The sequence below is a fragment of the Hyphomicrobium sp. genome (assembly GCF_035548195.1).
Taxonomy (GTDB): domain Bacteria; phylum Pseudomonadota; class Alphaproteobacteria; order Rhizobiales; family Hyphomicrobiaceae; genus Hyphomicrobium_B.
In genome coordinates this window covers 61,836-73,930 of record NZ_DASZTY010000022.1, presented here as the reverse complement: position 1 = coordinate 73,930, position 12,095 = coordinate 61,836, and the positions used below count along the sequence as shown (strand labels likewise).

General features: G+C 56.9%; 11 protein-coding genes. 5 read left to right on the top strand and 6 right to left on the bottom strand.

The window, feature by feature from the left end; all coding sequences use genetic code 11:
- Nucleotides 1-255: 255 nt before the first annotated feature.
- Nucleotides 256-492, top strand: a complete 237-nt coding sequence (locus VHB22_RS07475) for a hypothetical protein (RefSeq protein ID WP_325456336.1) — start codon at nucleotides 256-258, stop codon at nucleotides 490-492.
- Nucleotides 493-950: 458 nt separating this feature from the next.
- Here VHB22_RS07475 and VHB22_RS07470 read toward each other — a convergent pair whose 3' ends face one another.
- The 3 genes from VHB22_RS07470 to VHB22_RS07460 all read right to left on the bottom strand — a co-directional run bounded on the left by VHB22_RS07470 (nucleotide 951) and on the right by VHB22_RS07460 (nucleotide 3,039).
- Nucleotides 951-1,151, bottom strand: coding sequence for a hypothetical protein (locus tag VHB22_RS07470; RefSeq protein WP_325456335.1), 201 nt, complete (start codon nucleotides 1,149-1,151; stop codon nucleotides 951-953).
- 1,206 nt (nucleotides 1,152-2,357) lie between these two features.
- Nucleotides 2,358-2,714, bottom strand: coding sequence for a hypothetical protein (locus tag VHB22_RS07465; RefSeq protein ID WP_325456334.1), 357 nt, complete (start codon nucleotides 2,712-2,714; stop codon nucleotides 2,358-2,360).
- Between the two features lie 127 nt (nucleotides 2,715-2,841).
- Entirely contained in the window at nucleotides 2,842-3,039 is a 198-nt protein-coding gene (locus VHB22_RS07460) for a CsbD family protein (RefSeq protein ID WP_325456333.1), read from the bottom strand.
- A 247-nt stretch (nucleotides 3,040-3,286) separates the two neighbouring features.
- Between VHB22_RS07460 and VHB22_RS07455 the strand changes: the two genes are divergently transcribed.
- Both VHB22_RS07455 and VHB22_RS07450 read left to right on the top strand, forming a co-directional pair.
- A complete protein-coding gene (locus VHB22_RS07455) occupies nucleotides 3,287-3,451 on the top strand; it encodes a DUF3309 family protein (protein WP_325456332.1) in 165 nt (54 codons plus the stop codon).
- Between the two features lie 27 nt (nucleotides 3,452-3,478).
- Nucleotides 3,479-3,709: a hypothetical protein gene (locus VHB22_RS07450; RefSeq protein ID WP_325456331.1), complete on the top strand. Its 231-nt coding sequence runs from the start codon at nucleotides 3,479-3,481 to the stop codon at nucleotides 3,707-3,709.
- Between the two features lie 616 nt (nucleotides 3,710-4,325).
- Here the strand turns inward: VHB22_RS07450 and VHB22_RS07445 are convergent.
- The 3 genes from VHB22_RS07445 to VHB22_RS07435 form a co-directional block, all read right to left on the bottom strand.
- Nucleotides 4,326-4,604: a hypothetical protein gene (locus VHB22_RS07445; protein ID WP_325456330.1), complete on the bottom strand. Its 279-nt coding sequence runs from the start codon at nucleotides 4,602-4,604 to the stop codon at nucleotides 4,326-4,328.
- Nucleotides 4,605-4,724: 120 nt separating this feature from the next.
- Nucleotides 4,725-6,491, bottom strand: a complete 1,767-nt coding sequence (locus VHB22_RS07440) for a PQQ-dependent sugar dehydrogenase (protein ID WP_325456329.1) — start codon at nucleotides 6,489-6,491, stop codon at nucleotides 4,725-4,727.
- Between the two features lie 51 nt (nucleotides 6,492-6,542).
- Entirely contained in the window at nucleotides 6,543-7,517 is a 975-nt protein-coding gene (locus VHB22_RS07435) for a hypothetical protein (protein WP_325456328.1), read from the bottom strand.
- A gap of 323 nt (nucleotides 7,518-7,840) precedes the next feature.
- Between VHB22_RS07435 and VHB22_RS07430 the strand changes: the two genes are divergently transcribed.
- Both VHB22_RS07430 and VHB22_RS07425 read left to right on the top strand, forming a co-directional pair.
- Nucleotides 7,841-8,911, top strand: a complete 1,071-nt coding sequence (locus VHB22_RS07430) for an efflux RND transporter periplasmic adaptor subunit (protein ID WP_325456327.1) — start codon at nucleotides 7,841-7,843, stop codon at nucleotides 8,909-8,911.
- Between the two features lie 50 nt (nucleotides 8,912-8,961).
- Entirely contained in the window at nucleotides 8,962-12,063 is a 3,102-nt protein-coding gene (locus VHB22_RS07425; protein ID WP_325456326.1) for an efflux RND transporter permease subunit, read from the top strand.
- The last annotated feature ends 32 nt before the right edge of the window (nucleotides 12,064-12,095 follow it).

The window sequence follows — 12,095 nt, the reverse complement described above, 5'->3', positions numbered from 1 at the left end:
TACGTCGAGCAGGCGATGGGAGGTCATTGAATGTCGGCGTCTGAGAGGTCGCACACCTCCAAATGCGTTAGCGCTGGCGAAAGAGTGGTCCGCGCATGGACGAGTCGTGCGCAAAGGCTCAGGGCGCTATTGAAAATCCTTGCTGACAAAAAGCTTATAGGGCGGGGCGTCCACGTTTCTTCTGACGAGGGAGTCGAACCGGCTCTATCACCCCCCAATGGGCTAAATCATCTTCAAGTCTGTTGCGAGAGGGCCTTGGACGCACATACGATTGAAGATGCAATTTTCTGGCACAGCGAAATCATTAATGAACTTTCCGTCGAAATCTACTCCATTAGTGCAAAACCGTGGCCGAATGCGGTGAAAGCACAGACAGCGGCGGATTTAGCTGAGCTGCAGAGTCGTCACGGCGCGATTCTCCACCGCTTGACCGGTATCGTCGCGCGAAACGAGCAGTTCGTTTGGCAACCGCAATTTCTCTGCAAAAAATAAGGGCCCCGTTGCCGGTGCCCGAAGTCGTGGAACGTCCTTGGAGGAAGATAGCTTCGCTCCGGAAACGCTCCAGCACGCAAAAGGTTTCGCGCTGCAAGCACGACACTCCCGTTGGGAGTGTAAATGCGAGTTGCGGGACGCAACAGCGGATTATCGCGAGAAGACTTTGTTGGTGAGCGTCCGACGTCGAGCGGCCTTTGCGCGTTGATCATCGTCAGCAAGGTCATCTCGAACTTGAGTAAGTTTGATCTTCAAGTTTTGATAGTCGGTTTCGATCGCCGCCTTTGCAAGACGGATCTCATGGAACGATCGTTCGCTTGCCGGATTGCCACTGCGGAGCGCATGCGCTCTTTGCAAGCGGCCAACGGAATCGATCAAACTATCCAGCCGGGAAATGCAGCCCGCAATAGCTCGTTCAACATTCTGCACCGCGGAGACTCCTCTCCCTGAATGAAAAGTCATGCCGCCCTATGCGTGCGAACATCCGAGGAATAGACCTCATCTAAAACCAGGTGCAACGCGTGCCGCGCTTGTTTCAGGCGCTCGGAGCAATCTTCGCGGTTAATTTCGGCGAAGGTGTCACCTTTCTTGAGTTCTTTCTCAAGTTCATAGACGGCCTTAAGCACGTCGTAGACTTGATTGACCGCTTTTTTACGCATGACGAACTCCGAAGATCGCTATGCGACGGTAACACGCAACCGCTATTGGAGTTCCGTCCAAGTCCTCCGTATGCGAACAGGCCCGTAATCGATTGAAATCTCGATCACGATTTTAGGTGGGCCGCAACTCGGCCGCATTCGGAATCTGATTTGCGCGGGTTCAATCGAAGCTCGCGATAGCGACCGATCAACGGAGGCGGTGCTTTGCACCCTATCCGTGCACCTCCCCGTTTCCCGGGGGCGGCGGGGAGGTGTGTTGAACGCGGATGGCGTCGGTAACTCACCTGCGTTTTGCTAGGCCGAGAGCGAATACGGGCGGATTTCGTCTGCGCGTCCAAAGCTTGGCCCCCAAAGACGGCGCAGAAGCCTGCTTCGGTGCCGATACGCTTTGATTGGCGGCCTCATCGAGACGCGAGAAAGCAGCAAGCTGCGGCCGTCGTGTATTGCGGCAGCCTGCCTCAGCGATGTTGAACTGAGGAAGCAAAGAAACGTCGACGGTCCCTAACGTTGAATCTAGTGCAGCGCGCTGCGCAATCGGAGCGCAGATAAAAAAACCCCGGCGGGGGCACCGCCGGGGCTACACCAGCTAGGAGATTGCCGGGTTGATAAACAGCCCGACCCCCGAATAGTGCGCCAGTTAACTAGCGGTTACGAGACGTCCATCAGGCCTATGCCATTTGGCATACATAAAAAATTGCGCTTGCCCGCGCTGCGGGAACTTCGTGTTCGCTGGTTGCATTAGTCAATCGACTACGGACTTAGTTTAGGGCGTTTGAAACATGCTCAGCAACGTCACCACGATAATCCTTGTTCTAGGAGGGACGTTAGTGTGCACAGTCGCGTTGCTTTACGCCTCGCTCCTCTCCAAACAGCCTCGGACAAAAGCAGGCAGCAAGCAGCGATAGCCGAGACCGGTGCACTGATCGCGGTCACGAGAGACCTAGATCGCCAAGCCGCTAGAATATCTTCCGCAAAGCAGATCGTTGGTGGTGATGCGCGGAACAACTTCGAACGAAGGTCCATTTATCGAGTATGGAAAACGGAACCAACGATCCGCCGCGCACGCCCTTTCCGACACAAGAACCGGGCCAGCTTCCGCCGCTTCCTCCCGAACCAAGCGAGCCGCCGCGACCTGCGCCTATACCCGTCGACCCTCCAACCGAAAAGCCGAGAAGAAATTCTGATTTTTGGACGGATCGAACGCAGCTATTGGCGGAGACAGTATTTCGTATCCGAGACCGTTTCGACTTCCTCCAGCAATGCCTCAGCGAGATCGGCCGCAAGCGTTGCACTCAAGCCGTAAGCCGGCTCATCCTCGAAACGGAGCATCACGACGGGTTCGTGACGGCCGTGCCCGACAGCATAGCGTTTCGGGAGCTTCGTTAGTGCGGTGCTCGGCGTGGCACGGGCATTTGCAAGGGCGCCTAATGCCGCGATCACCTCCGGCCCCAGGCTTATCGTTCGAAGGGCACCTGCGTTGTCCGCGAGCGTGATCTCCAATCTCGACGACGTGTTCTCGACCTTCGATCTGGTGATCATTTCTGCATAGAACGTGTCGGCCATGGTTCCTGTCCCCCCACTTCACGCTAGCAGGATTCGCACCGCGAAACGTGTGATTAGGGAACGTGACCACAAGAAGAAAGGCCCCGCGAGGGGCCTTTTAAAGGATCGGCAAACTAAACGGGTATCTCTACAGCCCGCCCGACCAGCGATCGATCTCATCTCTCGCCTTGTCCTTCGCGTAGCCATAGCGTTGTTGGAGGAGTCCTTCGAGCTGTTCACGGTTCCCGTTGACGCGCGTCAGGTCGTCGTCGGTCAGCTCGCCCCACTTCTCTTTGACCTTTCCGGTAAATTGTTTCCAATTGCCTTCGATGCGATCCCAATCCATTGCAACCTCCTATGTTGTGCATTTCTGTATGGCTACAACGTCTTGAAGCGCAGTCGAGTTCCAGTTTGGAGGTCGCAAGCGGATCTTTTTAGAGGCCAATCTCGCTCGCTATATATCCGCTATATATGCGTCGATTTCCTGCTGATTTCCGTTCAAATTGACGTCATGCTCCTGGCAAGCGACGAATTGCGGCGGAACTAAGCCGCCTGCGCCGACATTCAGAAATGGAAATCTGAAAGGACGTGCTATGACATTGTCGACCGTTTTACTGATCATTCTTGTTATCGCCTTGCTCGGCGCCCTGCCACGCTGGCCGTACAGCATGGAATGGGGCTATGGCCCGTCGGGTTTACTTGGTGCCGCAGTCCTGCTGCTTATCGTTTTCGCACTTCTCAACCATGCGCCGGCGTAAGAAAGAAGGTACGTGATGCATCCTTGGATGGCATTCTGGATATGGTCGATGGCAATGTCGTGCGTGGCCCGGGATGCCGCAATTGGTGTCGAACTCGGACCGGCTGCAGCGGAGTCGCTGACGAATCGATCGACGCCCCTCGTTCGAGTAAGCGATTATCTGCAGTCGAGTATCGCCGCAGGACCGCTTCCTGATCATCTTCTCGATCGTCTCGCCGATCTGTATTGGACCGAACGCGAGTCTCAATTGGCGATTTGAGCCATTTCTATTTGTTTCGATTTTGTTTGCGCGTTTTAGGAGCGACAGCGTCCCGGCGGTCTCGCATGCCGGGACGCTGAACGGGGGTGCATCAACCAGGCCGACGCTGAACCTCTACGAGGTTGTGCTACATCTCGAACGTAGAGCCGAGAAGGAAGTTGCACACCGGCACGCCCGCCGCTGTTGATAAGTCTTCAAGCTGCTGATTCCATTTCCTTTTACACGCCGGCTACGGAGATACGAGCGCAGCTTGAAACCGGAAATGGATACCGCCACATAAATTGCATCCAATTTGGGAGATCGGAATTTTATGAATTGTCCCATTTGCGGCGCCGAGGCGACGAATGCCACGCCTGGTAACTTCGACGGGCTGGTTGTGGAGTGCAAGCACTGCGGAAATTACGAGATTCCCGATAGTGCATTGAACGCACTTATAAGGCTCGACTTCGACAGCCGGAAAAGAGCGCTCGAAAAAGCAAAATCTTCTGCCCAACCTGGCCAACGCGCAGCGATTGAACGCGCTTACTTGTCGCCCTGAGAACCAAACTGACCTGAGAAAAACACAGAAAAGCCCCGGCCTCTTCCGAGAGCCGGGGCTATCCGTCCCGCATCGGATCTAGTCGCAGTACCGGTAGCCATGCCGCCAATAGCAATGGTCGTACGCGGCAGCAGCGGCACCTGCGGCAATAGCAGCGCCAACGCCAAGCGCAATCCATCGGCCGTTGTGCCAATGGCCTCGGCCATGATGATAACGGCCGTAATGACCGTAATGGTGGCCATGATAGTGGTGACCACCTCTGTAATGATGACCCGGCCGCGCGTCGGCAGTCGGAACGAACGCCGCCATCGAAAGGGCGGTACTCAGCGCCGCGACCGTGGATACGAATTTTCTCATTGTGTTATTTTCCTTTTGTCCTGACTGGTGTGGAAACAGGTGCGCCCGCTTTCTGACCGTGTAAACGCCGAGCGTCCAAAATCGTTTCACGACAGCATTTCGCCCTAGCTTGATCTGATCTTAAGACTTTTTCTGATGACCGATCGCCCAGACATAGCTTGCAACTGCCGCCAGCTCCTTATCGGATAGCTTGACGCCGCCCATCGGAGGCATCGCGCCGGGATGCTGTTTCGGCTCTGGCACCCCGTTTTTTATCGTCTCGGTGAGTGCATAGAGACTGCCGTCGCTCCACAGCCACTTCCCCGATGTGAGATCAGGGCCGACCGGAGTCCCGATACCGTTGGCACCGTGACAGCCCGAGCACGTCGCATCGGCCACCTCGCCGTGAAAGATCTTTTGCCCAAGCGCAACCTGTTCGGCTGTCGCGCCCTGCGGTACGGGAAGGGCTGCGGTTTTCCCAGCTTGGGGGTGAATGCCCTCAGGCGGCAGCGCATTCGGAGACGCTTCCGCTTCTTGCTTCGGAGCGTCGGCTGCTTTGACGGCCGCGGTGGCATCACCGTTGTACGTGACGCGCCAAACGCGACCGGCGACATCATCGCTAATGTAAAGCGCACCATCAGGACCGACGGCAAGACCCGACGGCCGGTGCGACGCGCGCCCCGGGTCCTTGTGAGCGCCGGCGAAACCGTTGGCGAAGACGACGTAGTCTCCTGAGGGCTTTCCATCCGCGAGAGGTTGAAACACGACATTATATCCCGCTTGCGGTCCAGGCGCGCGATTCCAAGATCCATGGAAAGCAATGAATGCGCCGCCGACGTATGCTTTCGGGAATTGAGAGCCTTTATAGATCTTGAGATCGTTCGGCGCCCAGTGCGCGGGAAACGCAGCGATCGGCGGGATGGCTTTATCGCAATCGCCGATCTTCTCACCGCCGTCGCCGCCGTACTCGGGGCCGAGCACCAATTTTTTCTGCGTCGGATCATAGTAGCACTTGGGCCAGCCGTACCACGCACCCTTCTTGACGATCACGACTTCTTCAGAGGGCAGTTCGCGGCCCTGCTTGGCCGTGTAAAGCTCGGGCCAGTCTTCATGCAGTTGATCGCGGCCATGCTGGGTCGCATAGAAACGTCCTGCCGTATCGAAATCCATCCCTTCCGGATTCCGGATACCATACGCGTAGCGCTCTTTCGCCGAAAAAGCCTGATCCAGCTTGTTCGCGTCATAGCGCCAAATGCCTGCCCGCGTTTCTGCTTCCGTGCAGGGATCGTTGCCCGGCGAATGCGGCATGCGATTTTTAACCTCGCACGTATTCGTCGCAGAGCCCATGGATACGAACATGTTGCCATCCGTATCGATCGCAATCGCATGCATCGGATGATCGCCGGTGGTCGGCATTCCGCTCAGGATCGTTTCCGGCTTGCTCGACGATGATGGCGCGCCATCTTTTAGATCGTAGCGGACGACCTTATCGTTGATCTCCGCATAGAGCCAATTTTTATAAAGCGCGATGCCGGTGCCACCGTGCGCGCCTTCGGCAAACGTCGGACCGAAACGAACATTGCTGTCGGCATGACCATTACCCTTCGTATCCTTAAGCGCGACGAGAAAGCCGCCTTCATGGGGCGTATCGTTGTTGTAATAGACCCCGCTCCACGTATTGACGTACACCGTGCCGTCGGGTGCGACGACCAGTTGGCGGGCATGACCGATCTTGTCCGCGAAGATCGTCGCGCAGAACCCCTTCGGTAGCGCAATACCCGCAGCGTCTGCTTCCGAGCAGCCCTTTTCTGCGCTGGCGGCCGGGAGAGTGCCGAGCAGTTGAAGAGCGATTATGGCCAAGCTCCCGGCAAAGAGACGCTGGCTGTTGTCGAACAGTCGAAATGTCATCTTTCAGACTCCTTGCCTGGTCCGCGTTTCCGTTGGAACGGCCAATCGTCCTCAATTCGGAGCGGGCACTTTGACGATTTGGAACGGTAGCTGCGGCGGCCCGCTCTTCGGATCGAAGAGGTGCGATAGCTGTCCTTCGGGCGCCCAATAGGCTTTGCCGACGAGGGCTACAGAGGTCGGCCCAGCGAGCCCATCTTTGATTGTCTCGATAGTCGCTTCATCGCCTTTGACCACCACGCGATCGATGCTGCCGCCGCCTTCAGCCATGATGAAGGTGTTGTCGCCGGTTGATCTCAGCCCGTCTGCGAATTTCAGCGGCCGCGACGTCTTCAGTTTCGTTACCTTACCCGCCACACCATCCTTGACGTCGACGCGGAAGAACTCTCCGTTGGCATATGTATCGACATAGAGATTGCCGTCGCCGCCGAACGCTATGCCGTCGAGACCAGCTCCTTCCTTCGGCTGGTTGAAATCGGAACTCTCAAGCCAGATCTCAAACTTCGAACGACCGGGCTTCAAACGCAGGATCTGCGGTGCTGACGAATTGGTGACGAAAATCGAACCGTCAGGGGCAATGGCGAAGTCATTGCAAATGCTGCCTTCCTTCGGAAGCGCAACACTCAGCTTGCCTTCTCCCGTCGCGAGATCGAAACCTTTGATGAAGCTGCCCTTGACGGAGCTTGGTCCCGGTACGCCGAGCGAGGAGACGTCATTTGAGCAAACGAGAAGCATTCCTGTCTTCTCGTTGACCAGAACGCCAAATGTCGACCGGCTGTCAAAGGCGCCAGGCTTGATCCATTGTTCGGCGGTTGCAGCGCCGGGTTTGGCGCGGAATACGCCGCCGGATGCAAGGCTGCTCGAATAGAGCGTCCCATCGGGCCCAGCTGCCACGCTCTCCGGATAAACGCTGTTGCCCGGAAGCTTGATACTGGTCGCATCACCAGCGAACGTGGGGCAGGGCGTTGCAACGGTACCCGCCACCATCGCGAGCACTGCGACGCGCCGTAACTGTCTCTTGATTGTCATATTTATTGTGCGCTTTCCGAAGTTGCCAACGCCTACGAGCATTGCTGCAGGTTGTTCGAAAGGCAATGCACGGTAATGCCTACCAGCTATATCGATATTGCGATCAAAATCTTAAACTGCATCCGCAAGCTTTAAGTTGCATGATGCTTGCAGCACATTGCGTGCGACGGGAATCGGGGCAAATCCCGTTTGGGTAGACAGAAGTCAACCGACCTACCTACAGTTCACATCCAATTTCGGAAAGAGGAGCAGCTACGGGCTATCGTGTCGCCTCGGGGAAAGGAACGATTTGATACAAGTAGCTCATTTTGGGGGGAATATATATGACCGCGACGGTGCGTTCGAGCGTCAGTGGCTTGGTCCGAAGCGGAGTAGCCTTTTTCGCACTCCTACTGAGTACGACTTGGCTTGCAACCGCTGCGGTTCATGCACAGCGCGCGGGAAAACGCGGAGACATTCTGCCGGCCGTTACATTGGCGGACGTAAAAATCCAGCGCATGAATCAGCGTGTCGCCGCCGTTGGCTCAGGCCGTGCTCGCCAACAGGTGACGCTCACAACGCGAGTTGCCGGCGTCATAGACAAGGTTATGTTTGAGGGCGGCCAGCTTGTCGAAGCCAATCAGGGTCTCGTTCAGCTCAACGCCGACACGGAAGCGATCGCCGTCGAAACGGCGCAAGCACAACGAGCGCAAGCCGCCGATACGGTCGCGCGCTACAAACAGCTCAACGAGGGAACGGTCACCAAGGTCGCCGTAGCCGAGGCGGATACCGCGCTCAAGGTCGCGGACGCAACGCTTCGCAAGGCCAAGGACGAGCTCGATCGCATGACGATCAAAGCTCCTTTCAAGGGTATCATGGGGCTTTCGAACTTGCAGGCGGGCGACTATCTCGCGGTCGGGAATCCGATTGCAACCATCGATGACCGCACGACGATTTTGATCGAATTCACTGTGCCAGAAGCGGTCGCGAGTTCGATGAAGGTCGGACTGCCGGTGCGCGCAAATCTCATCACGCGTTCGGGCGAGATCATTGAAGGCAAGATACAGGCCGTCGGTACGCGGATTGATCCGGTTTCAAGAACTCTCGCGGTGCGGGCCGAAATTCCAAATCCCGATCTAAAGCTCATTCCCGGGTCGACGTTCTCAATTTCAGTGCAACTGCCGGGGCAAGATAGCCCGGTTGTTCCGGCGCTCGCGATTCAGTGGGATAAGAAGGGCGCCTTCGTTTGGCGTGTATCCGACAAGAACACCGTCGAACGTGTTGATGCTGCGATACTCGATCGCAACGGGGACAGAGTTTACATCGACGCGCAGCTGAAGGCCGGCGACAAAGTCGTGAAAGAAGGCGGTAGCTCCCTTCGCGATGGACAGACGGTCAGACCGCAAAGCTCCTGAAGATCGCTCCAACGACAAGCCTCGCTGGCCAATACTGAGGGAAGTTTGCGATGACAGTGCCGGGAAAGGGACACATCCCCGAGCGAGCCGACGATGGCGGATGGGTGGGCATTTTCGTGCGCCGTCCGATCCTGGCGATGGTGCTCAATCTTCTTGTGATCATCGCCGGGTTTGCCGCGTTCCAAGGCATCGAGGTGCGCGAGCTGCCGGACGTCGATCGCCCGGTCATCACCGTCCGCGCCGATTACACCGGCGCGACGCCGGAAAGCATCGACTCTCAAGTCACCGCTGTCATTGAAGGCGCGGTTGCACGCGTGCAGGGCGTAACGAGCATTTCCTCGACGTCGTCATTCGGCTCCGCCCGCGTCACGATAGAATTTTCGAGCAATACCAACCTCGATACGGCAGCAATGGACGTGCGCGATGCCGTAGCGGGTATTGCCAATCAGCTACCGAAGGATATGGAGGACGAACCGCGCGTCGTCAAAGCCGACGACGATGCCACGCCGGTCATGCAGCTGTCCGTGTCTTCGACCAAAATGTCGGAAGGCGATTTGACGGATCTCGCCAACGATGTGATCGAGGACAAACTCGCGGCTGTTGATGGCGTTGCAGCAGCCAATACCTACGGTGTTCGTGCCCGCACGATTGAAGTTCGCGTCAATCAGGTCGCGCTTGCTGCCCGCGGCTTGGGTCTAGACGATCTTATTAATGCGATCGGTAAAGCCGCTGTCACCACGCCGTCGGGAGCGTTGGAAAATACCAACCAGCAACTGCTCGTCCGCGCGGAGGCGCCGCTATCGACGCCCGACGACGTGGGGGCGCTCGAATTGAATCCCCAGACAAGGGTCAAGGACGTTGCCTTCGTACGCTGGGGCTTCGAGGATGCGACGGCCATAACGCGCATCAATGGAAAGAATGCGATTGGCGTCGACATCATCCGTCAGGCCCAGGCCAACACCATCGATATTTCGAATGGCGTGCGGGCAGCTGTCGACGAACTGCGCAAATCGATTCCCAAAGACGTCGATATCACCATCACTTCGGATGACGCCATATTCATTCAGCAGTCCGTGCGAGAGGTGATCATTACTCTCCTGCTTGCGAACGGAATCGTCATTCTTATTATTCTCGCATTCCTGCGCTCGTTCCGCGCAACGCTTGCACCAGCGATATCCATTCCGGTTTCGTTAATCGGAACACTCGCGGCGATTTGGGCAGCGGGCTTTTCGATCAATTTGCTGACGCTCCTCGCCCTCGTCGTTGCAACGGGCCTCGTCGTTGATGACGCTATCGTTGTCATCGAGAACATCGCACGGCACCGAGCGCTCGGTGCGGGACCGAGGGCGGCTGCCGTGCTCGGTACGAAAGAAATTGTTTTCGCCGTCTTGGCAACGACCGCGACGTTGGCAGCGGTCTTTATTCCGGTCTCGTTCATGCCCGGGATCGTCGGCAGTCTCTTTTCCGAATTCGGTTTCGTGTTGGCGTTCTCTGTCTCGATATCTGCCGCCGTAGCGCTGACAGTGTGTCCGATGCTGGCATCGAAGTTCGGAACCGGCGCCGAGGGCGAAGAGCACGGGCAAGGATTTCTATCGAAGCTTTACATGGGCATCGTCGAAATATGTCTGAAGCTTCGTTGGCTGGTCGTCTTGCTTTGCCTTGGGTTTGGAGCGCTCGGCTGGTTTGCGTTCCAGTCCCTGAGGCAGGAAATCACGCCGTCGGAGGATCGCGGGGTCATCAAGATCCGCCTGAAAGCCCAGCAGGGCGTCAACCTCGATTACATGGCGAAACTGACGCAGAAGGTTGAGGACGTACTCGCGACCTATAAGAAGAGCGGCGAGGTCGAGAATGTCCTCAGCTCGATCGGCAACGGTGGTGTCAATCGCGCTATGGTCGTCGCAACATTGGCCGACTGGTCCGACAGGACGCGCACGCAGCAGCAGATTCAAGTCGAGATACAAAAAAAGTTGACCAATGTCGCGGGCCTCCAAATTTTCGTTCAGACCGCCAACAGCTTGAACATTCGGGGGGGCGGCCAGGGGCTTCGCTTCGCAATCGTCGGGCCAGACTACGATAAGCTTTCCACTACCGCCGCTAAGCTCATAAATAAGCTGCAGGCCCTTCCGGATTTCCGAAGTGTGCGGACGGATTACGACACCACGCAGCCGCAGCTTTCTGTGCGGATCAATCGCGAGGCGGCAATTAAGCTTGGCGTTCCGATAGCCACGATTACCAGCCTGATCAACGCAATGATCGATTATCAAAAGGCCGCCGATCTTTTCATCGGTGATGATATCGTTGAGATCCAAGTCCGAGCAGGCGGGCGGCCCATCAACGATACGGGTGATCTCGGCAACCTGTTCGTCAAAACAGCCGACGGCTCATTCGTCACTCTGTCATCTTTGGTATCGATTAAGGAAGTCGCGATCGCGCCGACGCTGGGCCGTGAGAATCGCCAGCGCTCCGTAGGTATAACGGCAAATCTCAACGATGGCGTTGTCTTGGGCGACGCCGTGAAGGAGATGCAGGCGGTCGCGCCATCGATACTCGAACCGAACATGTCCATCACGCTTCTCGGCGAAGCGAAAACACTCGCCGAGACGACGCAGAATACCGCTTTTGTCTTCGGCATTGCGCTCTTCGTGGTGTTTCTGGTTCTTGCGGCGCAGTTTGAAAGTATCACCAGCGCGCTGGTTATTCTCATCACCGTGCCCTTCGGTTTGGCGGCTGCAGCGCTCGCAATAAAACTGACCGGCGGTACATTGAACGTCTATAGCCAGATCGGACTTGTGCTTGTGGTCGGGGTCATGGCGAAAAACGGTATTCTCATTGTCGAGTTCGCAAATATCCGCCGCGATGAAGGGGCAACCGTCGACGCCGCAATTCGTGAGGCGGCAAGGACGCGCTTGCGCCCCGTCATGATGACGATATGCGCTGCCGTTCTCGGAGCGTTGCCGCTCATCTATGCACACGGCGCAGGTGCGGAATCGCGCCTGGCGCTGGGCTGGGTGATTATCGGTGGCCTCGGTTTCGCGACACTCTTCACACTGTTCTTAATTCCGGTCGCCTACCGCATTCTCGCGCCGTGGTCGAAGCCGCGCGCCGCGGAAACACGCCTGCTGATCGAGGAACTGAAGGTAGCGCCTCGATAGCGGCAGTGACGCACGGTTTGCGCAAAAAAGAA

Excerpts from the sequence above, each read along its gene's own strand:
- VHB22_RS07465 (WP_325456334.1), bottom strand. The coding sequence starts at position 2,714 with ATGGCCGACACGTTCTATGCAGAAATGATCACCAGATCGAAGGTCGAG.
- VHB22_RS07450 (WP_325456331.1), top strand. The coding sequence starts at position 3,479 with ATGGCATTCTGGATATGGTCGATGGCAATGTCGTGCGTGGCCCGGGAT.
- VHB22_RS07460 (WP_325456333.1), bottom strand. The coding sequence starts at position 3,039 with ATGGATTGGGATCGCATCGAAGGCAATTGGAAACAATTTACCGGAAAG.
- VHB22_RS07445 (WP_325456330.1), bottom strand. The coding sequence starts at position 4,604 with ATGAGAAAATTCGTATCCACGGTCGCGGCGCTGAGTACCGCCCTTTCG.
- VHB22_RS07440 (WP_325456329.1), bottom strand. The coding sequence starts at position 6,491 with ATGACATTTCGACTGTTCGACAACAGCCAGCGTCTCTTTGCCGGGAGC.
- VHB22_RS07455 (WP_325456332.1), top strand. The coding sequence starts at position 3,287 with ATGACATTGTCGACCGTTTTACTGATCATTCTTGTTATCGCCTTGCTC.
- VHB22_RS07425 (WP_325456326.1), top strand. The coding sequence starts at position 8,962 with ATGACAGTGCCGGGAAAGGGACACATCCCCGAGCGAGCCGACGATGGC.
- VHB22_RS07430 (WP_325456327.1), top strand. The coding sequence starts at position 7,841 with ATGACCGCGACGGTGCGTTCGAGCGTCAGTGGCTTGGTCCGAAGCGGA.
- VHB22_RS07435 (WP_325456328.1), bottom strand. The coding sequence starts at position 7,517 with ATGACAATCAAGAGACAGTTACGGCGCGTCGCAGTGCTCGCGATGGTG.
- VHB22_RS07470 (WP_325456335.1), bottom strand. The coding sequence starts at position 1,151 with ATGCGTAAAAAAGCGGTCAATCAAGTCTACGACGTGCTTAAGGCCGTC.